The following is a 16701-nucleotide window of genomic DNA, read 5'->3' as shown; positions in this document are numbered from 1 at the left end:
TGTCGGCCCAACCGCAGGATCACGGGATCAGAAGCGGTGCACGTAGGATACGCCAACAACGATGGGATCAATGTCGGCTTTGCCGATATAGGCGCCGTTCAGGTAGGCTTTAGATTCGATGTCCATCCAGCGCAGGTCAAAGCGCAGCGATCCGTTGTCCGAAACCGCATAGTCGATACCGGCATGGGCCGCGATGCCCCAGCTGTCGTCAAGTTTCAGCGTCCCCAGTGGGCTGCTTTCCTCGAAGAAGGTGGTGTAGTTGATACCGAGGCCAACAAAAGGCTTCCACGCGGTTTTGGTTGCGAAGTGGTAGTTCACCGAAACCGTGGGCGGCAGGTGTTTGGTTTTGCCGGCATAGGCGCCACCAAGATACAGGTCGTGCGAGAACGGGGTCGCGGCCAGGATCTCGATGCCGATGTTGTCGCGGATGAAGTATTCGAAGGTCAGCGAAAGCTGGGTGTCGTCGCTGATGGTCAGCGGAGCACCAGCAAGGGTGCCGTTGTCCGATTTCGGCTCAACATAGGCCAGACCCAGACCAAAGGTCATATCGCCTTGGGATTGCGCGGCAAGAGGGCCGGCAAGGGCGATCAGGGCGGTGGTCAGGGCCAGTGCGGAGGTGGTACGTTTCATTGTTCTACCTATTTCAGAAGTTACCCGCAGACCCTGTGCCGAGTCGCGATACGGAAACCTGATCTGGATCAATTCCCTGCAACTGCTGCGGATTGTGTTGCGTTGAAACATCAAGAAAAATTGGGGGTCTGCGCATGAGGCATATCGGGTTTGCAAATATCGCATGGCTTGCATGTCTGGCGCTGGGCAGCGCGGCCCAGGCGCAGAATCTCGTATTTTCGCCGACCGAAACCGAAGCTTGTTTCGTGACCCTTTCGGATGATGCGGATCCCGCAACCTGTATCGGGGCCTCAGCCAATGCCTGCATGGCGGCCACATCCGATGGTGGCACGACCGTCGGTATGGGCGGCTGTCTCGAGCAAGAGCGCGCCTATTGGGATGCCCGCCTGAACACTGCCTATGGCACGGTGCGGTCTGCGGCCATGGCTTTGGATGCCGAAATGCAGGAGATCGGGTCTTCTGCGCCGTCACAGGCCGAAGCCCTGAAACAGATGCAGCGGGCGTGGATCACCTATCGCGACGCAACCTGTGACTACGAGCGGTCGCTGTGGGGCGGGGGCACCGGCGGTGGGCCGGCCACAGTGGCTTGTCACATGACCCTGACTGCAACGCAGGCGCTGTATCTTGAAGCGCAGGCGCGTGAGGACGCGCAATGATGACTCGCAGTCCTGAAGATTTGAAACGCAGACCGGGTGGCTTTGACGCTGCTCTGGACAGAAGCGCGCCGGTCGCGGCGCTGGATGACGATTGTCCTGGACGGCGGCGGGTCTTGTCCCCGCTCCCGGTCAAGGCACCAACTGGAATGGAGAACCGGCAATGAAACTGGACTCGAAATTTGTACCTACCAGCGAAGAGGCCCGCCAGAACCGCGCGGCGCACCTCGAGGCGCTGGGCGTTGTCGCCGAGGCGGCAGCCATGGCTGCACAGGGGGGCGGCGAACGCGCCCGTGACCGCCATGTTAGCCGGGGCAAGATGCTGCCGCGCGAACGGGTTGCGAACCTGCTGGACCCGGGCTCGCCTTTCCTCGAGGTAGGGGCGACGGCGGCGCATGACATGTATGACAACGCCGCCCCTGCGGCTGGTGTGATCGCCGGGATTGGCCGCGTGTCGGGGCAAGAGGTCATGGTGGTCTGCAATGACGCCACCGTGAAGGGCGGCACATATTTCCCGATGACCGTGAAAAAGCACCTGCGCGCGCAGGAAATCGCGGAACAATGCCATCTGCCCTGTATCTATCTGGTCGACTCGGGCGGGGCCAACCTGCCGCAACAGGACGAGGTGTTCCCGGATCGCGATCACTTTGGCCGTATCTTCTATAATCAGGCCAATATGTCGGCCAAGGGCATTCCGCAGATCGCCGTGGTCATGGGCTCCTGTACCGCGGGCGGTGCCTATGTGCCCGCCATGTCGGACGTGACCATCATCGTCAAAGAACAGGGCACGATCTTCCTGGCCGGACCGCCGCTGGTCAAGGCCGCTACGGGCGAAGTGGTCAGCGCCGAAGACCTCGGCGGTGGCGACGTGCACACCCGCCTGTCCGGGGTGGCAGACTATCTGGCCGAAGATGATGCCCACGCTCTGGCGCTGGCCCGTCGTGCGGTTGAACATCTCAACCGGGGCAAGCCGTCCACAGTGCAGTGGCAATCACCCGAAGAACCGGCCTATGACCCCGAGGAAATCCTTGGCGTGGTGCCCGCCGGCTTGCGCACGCCCTATGATATCCGCGAAGTGATTGCGCGCACCGTCGATGGCAGCCGCTTTGACGAGTTCAAGCCGCGCTTTGGCGAAACGCTGGTAACCGGCTTTGCACATGTCAAAGGCTGCCCGGTCGGGATCGTGGCCAACAATGGTGTGCTTTATTCGGAAAGCGCCGTAAAAGGTGCCCATTTCATCGAGCTTTGCGCCCAACGCGGCATACCGCTGGTGTTCCTGCAGAACATCACCGGCTTTATGGTGGGCCGCAAATATGAAAGCGAAGGTATCGCGCGCCACGGTGCCAAGATGGTGACTGCCGTCGCCACTGCCAAAGTTCCGAAGATCACCATGCTGGTCGGCGGCTCGTTTGGCGCGGGCAACTATGGCATGGCGGGCCGCGCCTATTCCCCGCGCTTCCTGTGGACCTGGCCCAACAGCAGGATCTCGGTCATGGGCGGCGAACAGGCGGCGGGCGTTCTGGCCACGGTCAAACGCGACGCCATCGAACGGCAGGGCGGGGAGTGGTCGACCGAGGAGGAAGCCGCCTTCAAACAGCCCACGCTGGACATGTTCGAGCACCAAAGCCATCCGCTCTATGCCTCGGCGCGTCTCTGGGATGACGGCGTCATCGACCCACGCAAAACCCGCGACGTGCTGGCCCTTTCACTCTCGGCGTCGCTCTGTGCGCCGATTGAAGAAACCAAGTTCGGCGTCTTCCGGATGTAAGGCGATGCAGGCCAGCCCCCACACGTCGAAATACGTGGGGGCCAGCCCCCACACCCCCGGAGTATTTCGGGCAAGATGAAGACCGGCATCTGGAGAATGACATGGAAAGCGAAAAGGCAGGCGCGCTATTAGAAGGGGCCGAGTGCTATCGTCCCGGCGACTGTGCGGAGATGAATGCCGAAATCCTGTCGCTGATGCGGTCAGGGGCCAAGACCATGACCTGCGAGGCATGGTCGGTCTACGAAGACGGGCTCGAGGCGCTGCCGGTTGTCGGGCGCGTGGATATTGCGCTGGATTGGCAGGGGCGTGCGGCGCTGGCGGTGCGGACCTTGCAGGTTGAAAAGCTGCGCTATGATGAGATGACCGCAGATCGCGTCGCCGCGCAGGGCGAGTTCCGCGATCTCGAGGACTGGAAACGGGGATACAAGGCCGTGCTGACCCGCGCCGGGCGGTTCGCGCCGGATGTGCCGCTGATGGTGGAAACCTTCGAAGTGGTGCAGGATTTAGGAGACCACACAGATGTTCAATAGGATCTTGATTGCAAACCGCGGTGAAATAGCCTGCCGTGTGATGGAAACCGCCCGTGACATGGGCGTGAAAACCGTGGCCGTCTATTCGGACGCGGATGCATTGTCGAAACATGTCGCCATGGCGGACGAGGCCGTGTATATCGGCGGATCGGCCCCGGCGGAAAGCTATCTCAAGGGGGATGTGATCATTGCCGCCGCGCAGCAAACCGGCGCGCAGGCGATCCATCCCGGCTATGGCTTCCTGTCGGAAAACCCCGACTTTGTGGAAGCGGTGGAAAAGGCCGGTCTGGTGTTTATCGGCCCTTCGGCAGACGCGATCCGCAAGATGGGTCTGAAAGATGCGGCCAAGGCATTGATGGAAGAGGCGGGCGTGCCCGTTGTGCCCGGCTATCACGGGGCCAATCAGGACGCCGATTTCCTTGCCGCCGAGGCGGAAAAGATCGGTTATCCGGTGCTGATCAAGGCGGTCGCCGGTGGCGGCGGCAAAGGCATGCGTCTGGTCGAGGATCCCAAGCATTTTGCCGACGCTCTGGCCAGCGCGCAGGGCGAAGCGACCACGGCCTTTGGCAACCCCGATGTGTTGATCGAGAAATACATCCAGCAGCCGCGCCACATTGAGGTGCAGGTCTTTGGCGACGGCACCCATGCGGTGCATCTGTTTGAACGGGATTGTTCGCTGCAACGTCGCCACCAGAAGGTGATCGAGGAAGCCCCAGCCCCGGGCATGACCGCCGATGTGCGCGAAGCGATGGGTATGGCGGGCGTGCGTGCGGCCGAGGCGATTGGCTATAAAGGCGCGGGTACGGTGGAATTCATTGTGGACGGCTCGGACGGGCTGCGTACCGACGGGTTCTGGTTCATGGAGATGAACACCCGCCTGCAGGTGGAACACCCCGTCACCGAAGCCATCACCGGCGTGGACCTTGTGGAGTGGCAATTGCGCGTCGCCGCGGGCGAAAGCCTGCCCGCGCGGCAGGACGACCTGACCATTTCGGGCCACAGTTTCGAGGTGCGCCTTTATGCCGAGGACGTGCCCAAGGGCTTCCTGCCTGCAACCGGCACCCTGTCGCATCTGCAATTCCCGCATTTCGCGCGCTCGGACAGCGGCGTGCGGGCAGGGGACACGATCAGCCCGTTCTACGATCCTATGATTGCCAAGATCATCACCTACGGTCCGACCCGCGCGGTGGCGCTTGCCAAGATGCGCACGGCGCTGGCCGAAACCGAGGTGGGCGGCACGGTGACCAACCTTGCCTTCCTCGGCGCGCTGTGCGCCCATGACGGGTTCTCGGCGGGTGAGGTCGATACAGGCCTGATCGCGCGGGATCTTGACATGCTGGTGCAGGACATCACGCCAACGCCTGCGCAGGTGGCCTGGGCCGGGATGGCGGCGCTGGGCCTTGATGGCGCGGCGGCGGGCGAAGTGGGTTTCAACCTCTGGGGGCCGCTGGCGCGCGCCGTGACCCTGCATCACGAGGATGAGTTGCACGAGGTCAAAGTGCTGATGGATGGCCCCAACGCGGCGACCGTCATGGTCGGCACAACCGAGGTCAAGGCCACGCGGATTGCAGGCGGCTGGCATTTCGACGGCAAACGCGCGGCACCGGTCGCCGTGGGGGCCGGCAAGGTCAGCGTCTTTGACAGCTACGGGCTTGAATTTGACATCAACGATCCGCTGATGGTGGCGGGCGACGCCGCAGCGGGGGGCAATGTGATCTCTGCTCCGATGCCCGGTCTGGTCAAGGCGATCTTCGCCGAGGCAGGCCAAGAGGTGAAAGAAGGGGATCGTCTGGCCATTCTCGAAGCCATGAAGATGGAACATTCGCTGCTCGCGGCCCGCGACGGCATTGTCGCCGAGGTTCTCGCGCAGGCTGGCGACCAGGTGCAGGAGGGTGCCGCCCTGATCCAGCTGGTCGAGGAAGAGGTAGAGGACGCAGCATGATCCGTCTGCACCACGTTCCGTTCTCGCGGTCTTTCCGTATTCTCTGGCTGCTGGAGGAGATGGGGCTGAGCGCCGACCTGACGCTGTACTCCATCACCGACGGCTCACTGCGGGCGGGTGAGTTCAAGGCGATCTCGCCTGCGGGCCGCGTGCCTGCGCTCGAGATTGACGGGATCACCATTTACGAAAGCGCGGCGATCGTCGAATACCTGACCGAAACGCGCCCGGAACACGGGCTGGGCCGGTTGCCCGGCGACCCCGAGCGGGTTCAGTTCCTCGAATGGCTTGGCTTTGCGGAAACGCAGGCGGCGGCGCTGCAATCGCTTAACATGCACCACCTTTTCATGGGGGATCCGACGCCGGCCTCACCGGTGACATTGAAACTTGAAGCTGCACGACTGGGCGCGACGCTGAAGGCGCTGGAAGGCAAGCTGGACCGGCAGGAATGGCTGTTGTCCTCGGGGTTTTCGGCGGCGGACACGATGCTGGGTTTCAACCTGTTTGCCGCACCTTATTATGTGCATCTGGACAGGTTCCCGAACGTACAGGCCTATATGAAACGGATCGAGGCCCGTCCGGCCTATCAGCGGGCGCGCGCGCTGGATGGCGAACAGGAATTCTACAAGAAAGACTTCTACGAGGTGCCCAATGGCTGAATTCGTCGAGATTTTCGAGATGGGGCCACGCGATGGCTTGCAGAACGAAAAACGCCTGATCCCTACCGCCGAAAAAATCGCGCTGGTCGATTGTCTGAGCCGGGCAGGGTTCAAACGCATTGAGGTGGCCAGTTTCGTCAGCCCCAAATGGGTGCCGCAGATGGCGGATTCAGGCGAGGTTCTGGCGGGTATCAGGCGCGCAGCGGGCGTGTCCTATGCGGCCCTGACCCCCAACATGAAAGGGTTTGAAGGCGCCGTCGCGGCCAAGGCCGACGAGATCGCCATTTTCGGCGCCGCCTCGGAAGGGTTCTCGAAGGCCAATATCAACGCCTCCATCGCCGAGTCGCTGGAACGCTTTGCGCCCGTGGCCGAGGCGGGTAAGGCGGCGGGCATTCCGGTGCGGGGGTACGTGTCTTGCGTGACAGATTGCCCCTATGACGGGCCAACGCCCCCGGCACAGGTCGCCAAGGTGGCCAAGGCCCTTTTGGATATGGGCTGTTACGAGATTTCTCTGGGCGACACGATCGGGCAGGGCACGCCCGAGACGATCTCGGCCATGCTGGATGCCGTGCTTCAAGAGGTGCCCGCCAACAAGGTGGCCGGGCATTATCATGACACGGCAGGGCGCGCGCTGCTGAATATCGAGGCGTCGCTGGCCAAGGGCGTGCGCGTGTTTGATGCGGCTGTGGGTGGTCTTGGCGGATGTCCCTATGCGCCCGGCGCGGCAGGCAATGTCGCCACCGAGGCCGTCAATGCCCGCCTTGTGGCGCTGGGCTATGAAACGGGGCTGGATGACACGGTTCTGGCCGAAGCCGCCGCAATGGCACGGGCCATGCGCAACGGGGATTGAAAAGTCTTCTAGAAGATTTTCAGGGCACAGATTTTCTTGAACATCTGGCCGCAAGAGGGAAGAGACATGTTTGAAACAGTGACCATTCAGAAAGACGACCGGGGTGTGGCGACGCTAACCCTCAACCGGCCTGAAAAGCACAACGCCATGTCGGGCGAGATGCTGACCGAGATCAAGACCGCTGCCGAGCAGCTGGCCGCGGATGAAACGGTGCGGGTGGTGATCCTGACCGGCGCGGGGAAATCCTTTTGTGCGGGCGGTGATCTGGGCTGGATGCAGAAACAGCGCGACATGGATCCGGTGACGCGCGGCAAGGAAGCCCGCAAGCTGGCCGAGATGCTGCAGGCGTTGAACACCCTGCCCAAGCCGCTGATCGGGCGCGTACAGGGCAATGCCTTTGGCGGCGGCGTCGGTATGGCCAGCGTCTGTGATGTGACCATCGGCGCCGACAGCGTACTGATGGGGCTGACCGAGACCAAGCTGGGCTTGATCCCCGCAACCATCGGCCCCTATGTCGTGTCACGCATGGGCGAAGCGATGGCGCGGCGCGTGTTCATGTCGGCGCGTCTGTTCAAGGCGGACGAGGCGGTTACGCTGGGCCTTCTGGCGCGGGCGGTGCCTGCGGAAGAGCTGGACGCCGCGGTCGAGGCCGAGGTCGCGCCCTATCTGAACTGTGCCCCCGGCGCGGTGGCTCGGGCCAAGGCGCTAACGCGTACTTTGGGGATGCCCATCGACGACGCGGTGATCGATCACACGATCGACCAGTTGCTGGCCTGCTGGGAAAGTCCGGAGAGCGAAGAGGGCATCTCGGCCTTCTTTGAAAAGCGCAAGGCCAATTGGGTGTCCTGACCCACCGGAAAAAAATTCGGAAAAATGGCGCAGGATGGCGCGCCTCGGGCAGAAGCGCATTCCGCGATCGAGGACGTCACCCCCGCGCCATCTTGCACCTATCTGGGGTGATTGAGGAGACAGGGAAAGGCCTGTGCTCCTTATGCGAAATGCGCCCCGAGCCGGTCAGGGATTTAATCATCAGTTTAAGAATTTTGGGTGTTCTGAGGTCAAAGACGGCGTCCCAACACCCCGGGTGCGGCTTTTTCGCGGAATCGGGCGGGGTGAAAGCCGCGCGATGTGGGTCGTTTTGTCCCTCACTTCAAGAAGCGGGCGAAAATAAACTTGCTGACTTATTGCCGCAGACGAACTGCCGATCCGCACATACCTTTGCCAGCAAAGGAAAAAGTGAATAAATTCACAAAGATGAATGTGGTGTGTCCGAGTTGACCCCCGCATGGGGCAAAGGTACATAAAGCCCGTACATCCAGCTATTTGACTGCCGGTATCGACCGCGCATGAAAGGAGCCACCCCGTGGAAGAGATGCTGAGAGAATACCTTCCCATCGTGATCTTTCTGGCCATCGCCATCGCTCTTGGCCTTGTCCTCATCCTTGCTGCCGTTGTTCTTGCTGTTCGAAATCCCGACCCTGAAAAGGTGAGCGCCTATGAATGCGGGTTCAACGCCTTTGATGACGCGCGGATGAAATTCGACGTGCGGTTCTATCTGGTCTCGATCCTGTTCATCATTTTCGACCTCGAAATTGCCTTCCTGTTCCCGTGGGCGGTGGCGTTCCAGGACCTGTCGATGGTGGGGTTCTGGTCGATGATGGTATTCCTGGCCGTTCTGACCGTCGGCTTTGCCTATGAATGGAAGAAGGGGGCCCTGGAATGGGAGTGATGACCGGAGCCAACACCGCTGGTGCGGACCGCGAAGTCGCAACACAGGCGCTCAATGCCGAGTTGCAGGACAAGGGGTTCATCCTGACCACGACCGAGGACATGATCAACTGGGCCCGCACGGGCTCGTTGCACTGGATGACCTTTGGTCTGGCCTGTTGCGCCGTGGAAATGATGCAGACCTCGATGCCGCGCTATGACCTTGAACGGTTTGGCACCGCGCCCCGCGCCTCTCCGCGCCAGTCGGACGTGATGATCGTTGCTGGTACGCTGACCAACAAAATGGCGCCTGCGCTGCGCAAGGTGTATGACCAGATGCCCGAGCCGCGTTATGTGATCTCGATGGGGTCCTGCGCCAATGGCGGCGGCTATTACCACTATTCCTATAGCGTTGTGCGTGGCTGTGACCGGATCGTTCCGGTCGATGTCTATGTGCCAGGTTGCCCTCCAACCGCCGAGGCGCTGCTTTATGGCATCCTGCAGTTGCAACGTAAAATCCGCCGGACCGGGACGATCGAACGATGAGCGACGACACCCTCAAGGAACTGGGCCTTCATATCGAATTGAAGCGGCCCGATTGCGTGCTGGCCTGGGATGTGACCCATGGCGAGTTGAACATTGACGTGGCGCCCGCCAATATCATGGGCTTCGTCGAGTTCCTGAAAACCGACCCGAACTGCAAGTTCACCCAGATGCTGGATATCACCGGCGTGGATTACCCCGAACGCCCCAAGCGGTTCGACGTGGTTTATCACATGCTGTCGATGACCCAGAACCAGCGCATCCGCCTGCGGGTCAGCCTGCGCGAGGACGAAACCGTGCCCTCTGTGGTCAGCGTCTTCCCGAGCGCCAACTGGTACGAGCGCGAAACCTTCGACATGTTCGGCATCATCTTTGCCGACCACCCCGACCTGCGCCGCCTGCTGACGGATTACGGGTTCCGCGGCCATCCGCTGCGCAAGGATTTCCCGACCACCGGATACACCGAAGTGCGCTATGACGAGGCCGAGAAACGCGTGGTTTACGAACCCGTGTCGCTGACCCAGGAATATCGCCAGTTCGACTTCATGAGCCCGTGGGAAGGGGCGGAATACATCCTTCCGGGCGACGAGAAAGAGGGGGCGAAATGATGGACGGCTCCAAGTTCGACGACGGCAGCCTCGACGCCCAGAGCGGCGAGCAGAAGATTCGTAACTTCAACATCAACTTCGGCCCGCAGCACCCTGCGGCGCACGGCGTACTGCGGCTGGTTCTGGAGCTGGACGGCGAGATCGTGGAACGCTGCGACCCGCATATTGGCCTGCTGCACCGTGGCACCGAAAAGCTGATGGAAAGCCGGACCTACCTGCAGAATCTGCCCTATTTCGACCGGTTGGATTACGTGGCCCCGATGAACCAGGAGCATTCCTGGTGTCTGGCCATCGAAAAGCTGACCGGCACCGAAGTGCCGCGCCGTGCCCAGTTGATCCGGGTGCTGTTCTCGGAAATCGGCCGTATCCTCAGCCACCTTCTGAACGTAACGACACAGGCCATGGATGTTGGCGCATTGACGCCGCCGCTGTGGGGCTTTGAAGAGCGTGAAAAGCTGATGGTGTTCTATGAACGCGCCTGTGGCGCGCGGATGCACGCCGCCTATTTCCGCCCGGGTGGCGTTCATCAGGACCTGCCCGACCAGTTGATCGACGATATCGAGGAATGGGCCATCGAATTCCCGGCCATGCTGGATGATATCGACGGGCTTCTGACCGAGAACCGTATCTTCAAGCAGCGCAACGTGGATATCGGTGTCGTTGATGTCGACACCGTGCTGCAATGGGGCTTTACCGGCGTCATGGCGCGTTCGGCGGGGCTGGCATGGGATTTGCGCCGCGCGCAGCCCTATGAATGCTATAACGAGTTTGAGTTCCAGATTCCTGTGGGCAAGAACGGCGACTGTTACGACCGCTACCTGATGCGCATGGAAGAGATGCGCCAATCGACCAGCATCATCCGTCAGGCCATCGTGAAACTGCGCGAGGCCACCGGTGACGTGCTGTCGCGTGGCAAGATCACCCCGCCAAAGCGCGGCGAGATGAAAACCTCGATGGAAAGCCTGATCCACCACTTCAAGCTTTACACCGAAGGGTTCCACGTGCCCGCGGGCGAGGTCTATGCCGCCGTCGAGGCCCCCAAAGGCGAATTCGGCGTTTACCTTGTTGCGGATGGCACCAACAAACCCTACCGCGCCAAGATCAGCTGCGCCGGCTATCGTCACCTGCAGGCGATGGATCACATCGCCACCGGGCACCAGCTGGCCGACGTCGCCGCCATCATCGGCACCATGGACATCGTATTCGGGGATATTGACCGCTAATGCTTCGCCGTCTTCACACCGAACAGCCCGAAAGCTTTGCTTTCACCCCGGCCAACCTGGCCTGGGCCGAGGCACAAGTCACCAAGTATCCCGAAGGCCGTCAGGCATCTGCGGTCATTCCGCTGTTGTGGCGGGCGCAGGAACAGGAAGGCTGGCTGTCCAAACCCGCGATCGAAGCCGTGGCCGACATGCTGGGCATGGCCTATATCCGCGTGCTGGAAGTCGCGTCGTTCTACTTCATGTTCCAGCTGCAGCCGGTCGGGTCCGTCGCGCATATCCAGATCTGCGGCACCACATCCTGCATGATCTGTGGCGCCGAAGACCTGATCGCGGTTTGTAAGGAAAAGATCGCGAACAAGCCGCATACTCTGTCGGCGGATGGCAAGTTCTCGTGGGAAGAGGTCGAATGCCTTGGCGCCTGCACCAACGCGCCCATGGCCCAGATCGGCAAGGATTATTACGAGGACATGACCGCAGAGGGCTTTGCCCAGTTGCTGGATGACCTCGCCGCCGGCAAGGTGCCGGCCCCCGGTCCGATGAACGGACGGTTTGCGTCGGAACCCAAGTCGGGCCTGACCACGCTGACCGAGTTCGACAGCGGCCACGCGAAATACAACGCCTCGGCGCAGTTGGCGACCGACATTGGCGACACGGTCAAACGGATTGACGGCACCGAAGTGCCTCTGGTGACTCCGTGGCTGGGGGAAGATGGCGCCGTAGCAGGTCGCGAGGCCGCCGAGCCGACCCCGAAAGCGCCTGCCGCTGCCAAACCTGCCGCGAAACAGGCGGAAGAGGCGAAAAAGGAAAAGGCGCCCGAGAAGTCCGCCGAAACGCCCGCCGAACAACCTAAAGCCGATGCCGAGCCCGGTGTGGTGCCCGTGTCTGACGCAGCTGACGCGTCACAGGACGCGGGGCCGGATGACCTCAAACGTCTGAAGGGCGTTGGTCCGAAGCTGGAAGAAAAGCTGAACGCCGCAGGCGTAACCACATTCGCCCAGATCGCGGCGTGGGGTGCCAAAGACATTGCCGAGATGGACGACAAGCTGTCCTTCAAGGGCCGGATCGAACGTGACGGATGGGTCGAACAGGCCAAGCTACTGGCGTCGGGCGGAGACACGGAATTCTCGAAACGCGTCGCCAAGGGTGACGTCTACGAGGACTAGAACATGACGGGTGGGCCGACAGAACAGCAACTGGCACGCAGGGGGCGAATCGTGGCCCTCGTGATTGCCGGGGCCATGCTGCTCTGGATTGCGGCCCAGATGATCGGCAAATCGGTCGGTCTGCCCGGACGCTACGCGCTGCTGTTTGATTTTGCCGCCATCGCGGCACTTGTCTGGGCGCTGGTGAACATAATTCAGATCTGGCGTGCGCGCCGGGAAACGCAAGGGTGAGAAGATGCTGAAAGATCAGGACCGTATCTTTACCAATCTTTATGGCATGCACGAACGCACACTCGCCGGTGCGCGGTCGCGTGGTCATTGGGACGGCACGGCAAAGATCATCCAGAACGGACGTGACTGGATCATCGACCAGATGAAGGCGTCCGGCCTGCGGGGGCGGGGCGGGGCGGGCTTTCCCACCGGTCTCAAATGGTCGTTCATGCCCAAGGAAAGCGACGGGCGTCCGGCCTATCTGGTTGTCAACGCGGATGAATCCGAACCCGGCACCTGTAAAGACCGCGAAATCATGCGCCATGATCCGCACACGCTGATCGAAGGCTGCCTGATCGCGTCTTTCGCGATGAACGCGCATACCTGCTATATCTACATCCGCGGCGAATATATCCGCGAGCGCGAGGCGCTGCAGGCCGCGATTGACGAAGCTTATGACGCGGGCCTTCTGGGCAAAAACGCCGCCGGCTCGGGTTGGGATTTCGACCTGTTTCTGCATCACGGGGCAGGGGCCTATATCTGCGGCGAGGAAACCGCGCTGTTGGAGAGCCTTGAGGGCAAGAAAGGCATGCCGCGCATGAAGCCGCCCTTCCCGGCTGGGGCGGGTCTTTATGGCTGCCCGACCACGGTGAACAACGTGGAATCGATTGCGGTTGTGCCGACCATCCTGCGGCGCGGGCCGGAGTGGTTCTCGTCCTTCGGGCGTCCGAACAACGCGGGCACCAAGATTTTCGGCATCTCGGGCCATGTGAACAACCCTTGTGTTGTGGAAGAGGCCATGTCGATCTCGTTCGAGGAACTGATCGAGAAACACTGCGGCGGCATCCGTGGCGGCTGGGACAATTTGCTGGCCGTGATTCCCGGTGGTTCGTCGGTGCCCTGTGTGCGTGGCGAAAACATGAAAGACGCGATCATGGATTTCGACGCTCTGCGCGAAGTCGGCTCGTCTCTTGGGACCGCCGCCGTGATCGTCATGGACAAGCAGACCGACATCATCAAGGCAATCTGGCGTCTGTCCAAATTCTACAAACACGAAAGCTGTGGCCAGTGTACGCCGTGTCGCGAAGGGACCGGCTGGATGATGCGCGTCATGGACCGCCTTGTGAAGGGCGAGGCCGAGTTGGAAGAGATCGACATGCTTTTCGATGTCACCAAACAGGTTGAGGGTCATACGATCTGCGCCCTTGGCGACGCGGCCGCGTGGCCAATCCAGGGCCTGATCCGCAACTTCCGCGAAGAGATCGAGGACCGTATCAAGGCCAACAAGACCGGCCGTATGGGGGCCATGGCGGCTGAGTGACGGCGATGCTGATGAACGGATCTCATAAAGGTTTTGCGGGCGTAGCCCGGCGTTCGGTCCTGTTCGTGGCCGCGCTTGGCGTGGTTGTGACCGTGGGGGCTTGTGAAAACCGGCGCAAGAAAAACGACATCGCCTTTGACGGGGTCTTTTTTACCACGAAGGCGTCTTACGTGACCAAGGAAAAGCGCCAGCATTTCACGGTTGAAGTCAACAAACCGTCGAAGTCGCTCGAAGGGGCGAAAGAGGCGGGGCGCTATCAGGGTACGCAATATTGCATCGAGAATTTCGGCACGTCCAAGATCGACTGGATCGCGGGCCCCGATGCCGAGCCACAGACCCTGCGGTTTGACAATGACCGGCTGGTTTTCGAGGGCATCTGCAAGACATGACGGGTTGTTATTGCATAACACAGGGCACAAGCCCCCTTGTTGCAGGGTCTGCGCGGGATGAGTCCGCGCATCCTGTAAGGAGTGCTGTTATGAATAAATCCCTGTTTGCCGCTGCCGTGGTGCTGGCCGGTCCGGTTCTGGCCGATGACAAACCGCCCATGAGCGATGTGCCCCAGATCGAAAACGTGCTCTATGCCGCAGCCGTGGCCTATGAGATCAGCGAGATCTGCGACAGCATCTCGGCCCGCCGCATGAAAGCCATCGGCGATGCGTGGCGGTTGCGGTCCGTGGCCAATGATCTTGGCTACACGGATGGCGAGATCAAAGCTTATGTCGAGTCCGACGCCCAAAAGGCGCGGATGCGCGCCAAGGGAGAGGCTTATCTCAAATCCAAGGGCGCCATCTATGGGCAACCTGAAACCTTCTGCGCGGTTGGCCGCGCGGAAATTGCAAAGAACAGCGCGATCGGCGCGCTTCTGAGGGCTAAGTAGACCATGTCTGACCTGCGCAAGATCATCATTGACGACACCGAAGTCGAGGTTGAGGGTGCGATGACGCTCATCCAGGCCTGTGAAGAGGCGGGCGTCGAGATTCCGCGTTTCTGCTATCACGAACGCCTGTCGATCGCCGGTAACTGCCGGATGTGTCTGGTTGAGGTCGTAGGCGGCCCACCCAAGCCCGCAGCCTCCTGCGCGATGCAGGTTCGCGACTTGCGCCCCGGACCCGAAGGTCAGCCACCGGTGGTGAAAACCAATTCGCCTATGGTCAAGAAGGCCCGCGAAGGCGTGATGGAGTTCATGCTCATCAACCACCCGTTGGACTGCCCGATCTGTGACCAGGGCGGCGAATGCGACCTTCAGGATCAGGCCATGGCCTATGGCATGGCAGGCACCCGCTTCAAGGAAGCCAAGCGCGCGGTCGACGATCTGGACCTTGGCCCCCTTGTTGCGACCACGATGACCCGCTGCATTTCCTGCACGCGCTGTGTGCGTTTCACGACCGAGATCGCGGGCATTGCCCAGATGGGCCAGACAGGGCGCGGCGAAGACGCCGAGATCACCAGCTACCTGAACCAGACGCTGGATTCGAACCTGCAGGGCAATATCATCGACCTGTGCCCGGTGGGTGCACTGACCTCGAAACCCTATGCCTTTACCGCCCGCCCGTGGGAGTTGACCAAGACCGAAACCATCGACGTGATGGACGCGCTGGGGTCGAACATCCGCGTGGATACCAAGGGCCGTGAAGTGATGCGCATCCTGCCGCGCAACCATGACGGCGTGAACGAGGAATGGATTTCCGACAAGACCCGCTTTGTCTGGGACGGGCTGCGCCGCCAGCGTCTGGACCGCCCCTATGTGCGGGTGGATGGCAAACTGAAACCCGCCAGCTGGCCCGAGGCCCTGTCGGCCGCGGCCAATGCCATGAAGGGCAAAAAGGTCTCCGCGCTGGTCGGTGACCTGGCCCCGACCGAGGCGGTGTTCGCGCTGAAGCAGATCGTGGATGGTCTCGAAGGCACCATCGAATGCCGCACCAACGGCGCGGTTCTGCCGGCCGGAAACCGGTCGGCCTATGTGGGTAACGCTTCGATCGAAGACATTGATAGCGCGAAGAAAATCATTCTCGTGGGCACCAACCCGCGCGACGAGGCACCGGTTCTGAACGCACGCATCCGCAAAGCCTGGGCCAAAGGGGCCGAGGTGGTGGTGTTCGGCCCGGCGGATATCGACCTGACCTATGACTATACGGTCGCGGGGCCGGGGCGTATCCCTCTCAACAACCATGCCGGACGCGCCACGCCCGAAGAAAACGTGGTCGTGATCGTGGGGCAGGGTGCCATCAGCGAAGGCGACGGTATTGCTGTGCTGGCCCGCTGCATGGAACTTGCCGCGCGCCATGAAGGCAAGATGATGGTGCTGCACACCGCCGCCAGCCGTGTCGGCGCGATGGATGTGGGTGCCGTGACCGAGGGCGGCATGGATGTCGCTCTGGAAGGCGCAGAGGTGGTGTTCAACCTTGGAGCGGACGAGATCGAAATCGCCGATGGTCCCTGCGTGATCTATCAGGGCAGCCATGGCGACCGTGGGGCACACCGCGCCGACGTGATCCTGCCGGCGGCGGCCTACACCGAGGAAAACGGGTTGTTCGTGAACACTGAGGGACGCCCGCAACTGGCGATGCGCGCCGGGTTTGCGCCGGGCGAGGCCAAGGAAAACTGGGCGATCCTGCGCGCGCTGAGCGCCGAGCTGGGCACGCCGCTGGCCTATGACTCGCTGGCGCAGCTGCGTCAGGCTCTGGTCAAGGAGGTACCGCACCTCGCCAAGATCGACCAGGTGATCGACAACGGCTGGGAGGCGCTGCCGGTGACCAAGCTGCAAAAGGGTCGCTTCCTGCCGGTGATTAGGGATTTCTACCTGACAAACCCGATCGCCCGCGCGAGCGAGCTGATGGCGGATCTCAGCGCACAGGCCAAGGCGCGTGCGAACGAAAAGATCGCGGCGGAATGAA

18 protein-coding genes are annotated in these 16701 nt (G+C 61.6%); 17 read left to right on the top strand and 1 reads right to left on the bottom strand.

Features of this window, described 5'->3' with window-relative positions:
• Window positions 1-27: 27 nt before the first annotated feature.
• On the bottom strand, window positions 28-630 hold the full coding sequence (locus tag WNE31_RS05595; RefSeq protein ID WP_349978713.1) for an OmpW/AlkL family protein: 603 nt from the start codon (window positions 628-630) through the stop codon (window positions 28-30).
• Between the two features lie 134 nt (window positions 631-764).
• Here WNE31_RS05595 and WNE31_RS05590 point away from each other — a divergent pair, with 134 nt between their 5' ends.
• The 17 genes from WNE31_RS05590 to nuoG all read left to right on the top strand — a co-directional run bounded on the left by WNE31_RS05590 (window position 765) and on the right by nuoG (window position 16700).
• On the top strand, window positions 765-1286 hold the full coding sequence (locus tag WNE31_RS05590) for a lysozyme inhibitor LprI family protein (protein WP_349978712.1): 522 nt from the start codon (window positions 765-767) through the stop codon (window positions 1284-1286).
• A gap of 160 nt (window positions 1287-1446) precedes the next feature.
• Window positions 1447-3051, top strand: a complete 1605-nt coding sequence (locus tag WNE31_RS05585) for a carboxyl transferase domain-containing protein (protein ID WP_349978711.1) — start codon at window positions 1447-1449, stop codon at window positions 3049-3051.
• A gap of 101 nt (window positions 3052-3152) precedes the next feature.
• Window positions 3153-3581: an ASCH domain-containing protein gene (locus WNE31_RS05580; RefSeq protein WP_349978710.1), complete on the top strand. Its 429-nt coding sequence runs from the start codon at window positions 3153-3155 to the stop codon at window positions 3579-3581.
• A complete protein-coding gene (locus WNE31_RS05575; protein WP_349978709.1) occupies window positions 3571-5523 on the top strand; it encodes an acetyl/propionyl/methylcrotonyl-CoA carboxylase subunit alpha in 1953 nt (650 codons plus the stop codon). Before WNE31_RS05580 ends, WNE31_RS05575 begins: the two co-directional genes overlap by 11 nt.
• A complete protein-coding gene (locus tag WNE31_RS05570) occupies window positions 5520-6179 on the top strand; it encodes a glutathione S-transferase family protein (RefSeq protein WP_349978708.1) in 660 nt (219 codons plus the stop codon). The genes WNE31_RS05575 and WNE31_RS05570 overlap by 4 nt, the downstream gene beginning before the upstream one ends.
• Window positions 6172-7029 (top strand): hydroxymethylglutaryl-CoA lyase, encoded by an 858-nt coding sequence (locus WNE31_RS05565; protein ID WP_349978707.1) that lies wholly within the window; start codon window positions 6172-6174, stop codon window positions 7027-7029. The genes WNE31_RS05570 and WNE31_RS05565 overlap by 8 nt, the downstream gene beginning before the upstream one ends.
• Window positions 7030-7095: 66 nt before the next feature.
• Complete coding sequence (locus WNE31_RS05560) at window positions 7096-7878, top strand: crotonase/enoyl-CoA hydratase family protein (RefSeq protein WP_349978706.1); 783 nt, start codon at window positions 7096-7098, stop codon at window positions 7876-7878.
• 514 nt (window positions 7879-8392) lie between these two features.
• Entirely contained in the window at window positions 8393-8758 is a 366-nt protein-coding gene (locus WNE31_RS05555; RefSeq protein ID WP_349978705.1) for an NADH-quinone oxidoreductase subunit A, read from the top strand.
• The gene (locus tag WNE31_RS05550; protein WP_349978704.1) at window positions 8758-9282 is read left to right on the top strand and encodes a NuoB/complex I 20 kDa subunit family protein; all 525 of its coding nucleotides are present in this window, start codon (window positions 8758-8760) and stop codon (window positions 9280-9282) included. Before WNE31_RS05555 ends, WNE31_RS05550 begins: the two co-directional genes overlap by 1 nt.
• Window positions 9279-9887, top strand: coding sequence for an NADH-quinone oxidoreductase subunit C (locus tag WNE31_RS05545; protein ID WP_349978703.1), 609 nt, complete (start codon window positions 9279-9281; stop codon window positions 9885-9887). Before WNE31_RS05550 ends, WNE31_RS05545 begins: the two co-directional genes overlap by 4 nt.
• A complete protein-coding gene (locus tag WNE31_RS05540) occupies window positions 9887-11110 on the top strand; it encodes an NADH-quinone oxidoreductase subunit D (RefSeq protein WP_349978913.1) in 1224 nt (407 codons plus the stop codon). The genes WNE31_RS05545 and WNE31_RS05540 overlap by 1 nt, the downstream gene beginning before the upstream one ends.
• Window positions 11110-12273 carry an NADH-quinone oxidoreductase subunit E gene (locus WNE31_RS05535; RefSeq protein ID WP_349978702.1) on the top strand — a complete coding sequence of 388 codons (1164 nt, stop codon included), beginning with the start codon at window positions 11110-11112 and terminating at the stop codon, window positions 12271-12273. The genes WNE31_RS05540 and WNE31_RS05535 overlap by 1 nt, the downstream gene beginning before the upstream one ends.
• 3 nt (window positions 12274-12276) lie before the next feature.
• Window positions 12277-12504 (top strand): DUF5337 domain-containing protein, encoded by a 228-nt coding sequence (locus tag WNE31_RS05530; RefSeq protein WP_349978701.1) that lies wholly within the window; start codon window positions 12277-12279, stop codon window positions 12502-12504.
• A 4-nt stretch (window positions 12505-12508) separates the two neighbouring features.
• A complete protein-coding gene (gene nuoF / locus WNE31_RS05525) occupies window positions 12509-13804 on the top strand; it encodes an NADH-quinone oxidoreductase subunit NuoF (RefSeq protein ID WP_349978700.1) in 1296 nt (431 codons plus the stop codon).
• Window positions 13805-13815: 11 nt separating this feature from the next.
• Complete coding sequence (locus WNE31_RS05520; RefSeq protein ID WP_349978699.1) at window positions 13816-14193, top strand: hypothetical protein; 378 nt, start codon at window positions 13816-13818, stop codon at window positions 14191-14193.
• A gap of 89 nt (window positions 14194-14282) precedes the next feature.
• Window positions 14283-14684 (top strand): DUF5333 domain-containing protein, encoded by a 402-nt coding sequence (locus WNE31_RS05515; protein WP_349978698.1) that lies wholly within the window; start codon window positions 14283-14285, stop codon window positions 14682-14684.
• 3 nt (window positions 14685-14687) lie between these two features.
• Complete coding sequence (gene nuoG, locus WNE31_RS05510) at window positions 14688-16700, top strand: NADH-quinone oxidoreductase subunit NuoG (RefSeq protein WP_349978697.1); 2013 nt, start codon at window positions 14688-14690, stop codon at window positions 16698-16700.
• Window position 16701: the final 1 nt, after the last annotated feature.

The sequence above is a fragment of the Shimia fortis genome (genome assembly GCF_040225985.1).
Taxonomy (GTDB): Bacteria; Pseudomonadota; Alphaproteobacteria; order Rhodobacterales; family Rhodobacteraceae; genus Shimia.
This window is presented reverse-complemented; position numbering and strand designations above follow the sequence as displayed.

Coding starts and splice junctions, on each gene's coding strand:
- WNE31_RS05595 (WP_349978713.1), bottom strand. CDS start 630: ATGAAACGTACCACCTCCGCACTGGCCCTGACCACCGCCCTGATCGCC.
- WNE31_RS05590 (WP_349978712.1), top strand. CDS start 765: ATGAGGCATATCGGGTTTGCAAATATCGCATGGCTTGCATGTCTGGCG.
- WNE31_RS05585 (WP_349978711.1), top strand. CDS start 1,447: ATGAAACTGGACTCGAAATTTGTACCTACCAGCGAAGAGGCCCGCCAG.
- WNE31_RS05580 (WP_349978710.1), top strand. CDS start 3,153: ATGGAAAGCGAAAAGGCAGGCGCGCTATTAGAAGGGGCCGAGTGCTAT.
- WNE31_RS05575 (WP_349978709.1), top strand. CDS start 3,571: ATGTTCAATAGGATCTTGATTGCAAACCGCGGTGAAATAGCCTGCCGT.
- WNE31_RS05570 (WP_349978708.1), top strand. CDS start 5,520: ATGATCCGTCTGCACCACGTTCCGTTCTCGCGGTCTTTCCGTATTCTC.
- WNE31_RS05565 (WP_349978707.1), top strand. CDS start 6,172: ATGGCTGAATTCGTCGAGATTTTCGAGATGGGGCCACGCGATGGCTTG.
- WNE31_RS05560 (WP_349978706.1), top strand. CDS start 7,096: ATGTTTGAAACAGTGACCATTCAGAAAGACGACCGGGGTGTGGCGACG.
- WNE31_RS05550 (WP_349978704.1), top strand. CDS start 8,758: ATGACCGGAGCCAACACCGCTGGTGCGGACCGCGAAGTCGCAACACAG.
- WNE31_RS05545 (WP_349978703.1), top strand. CDS start 9,279: ATGAGCGACGACACCCTCAAGGAACTGGGCCTTCATATCGAATTGAAG.
- WNE31_RS05540 (WP_349978913.1), top strand. CDS start 9,887: ATGGACGGCTCCAAGTTCGACGACGGCAGCCTCGACGCCCAGAGCGGC.
- WNE31_RS05535 (WP_349978702.1), top strand. CDS start 11,110: ATGCTTCGCCGTCTTCACACCGAACAGCCCGAAAGCTTTGCTTTCACC.
- WNE31_RS05530 (WP_349978701.1), top strand. CDS start 12,277: ATGACGGGTGGGCCGACAGAACAGCAACTGGCACGCAGGGGGCGAATC.
- nuoF (WP_349978700.1), top strand. CDS start 12,509: ATGCTGAAAGATCAGGACCGTATCTTTACCAATCTTTATGGCATGCAC.
- WNE31_RS05520 (WP_349978699.1), top strand. CDS start 13,816: ATGAACGGATCTCATAAAGGTTTTGCGGGCGTAGCCCGGCGTTCGGTC.
- WNE31_RS05515 (WP_349978698.1), top strand. CDS start 14,283: ATGAATAAATCCCTGTTTGCCGCTGCCGTGGTGCTGGCCGGTCCGGTT.
- nuoG (WP_349978697.1), top strand. CDS start 14,688: ATGTCTGACCTGCGCAAGATCATCATTGACGACACCGAAGTCGAGGTT.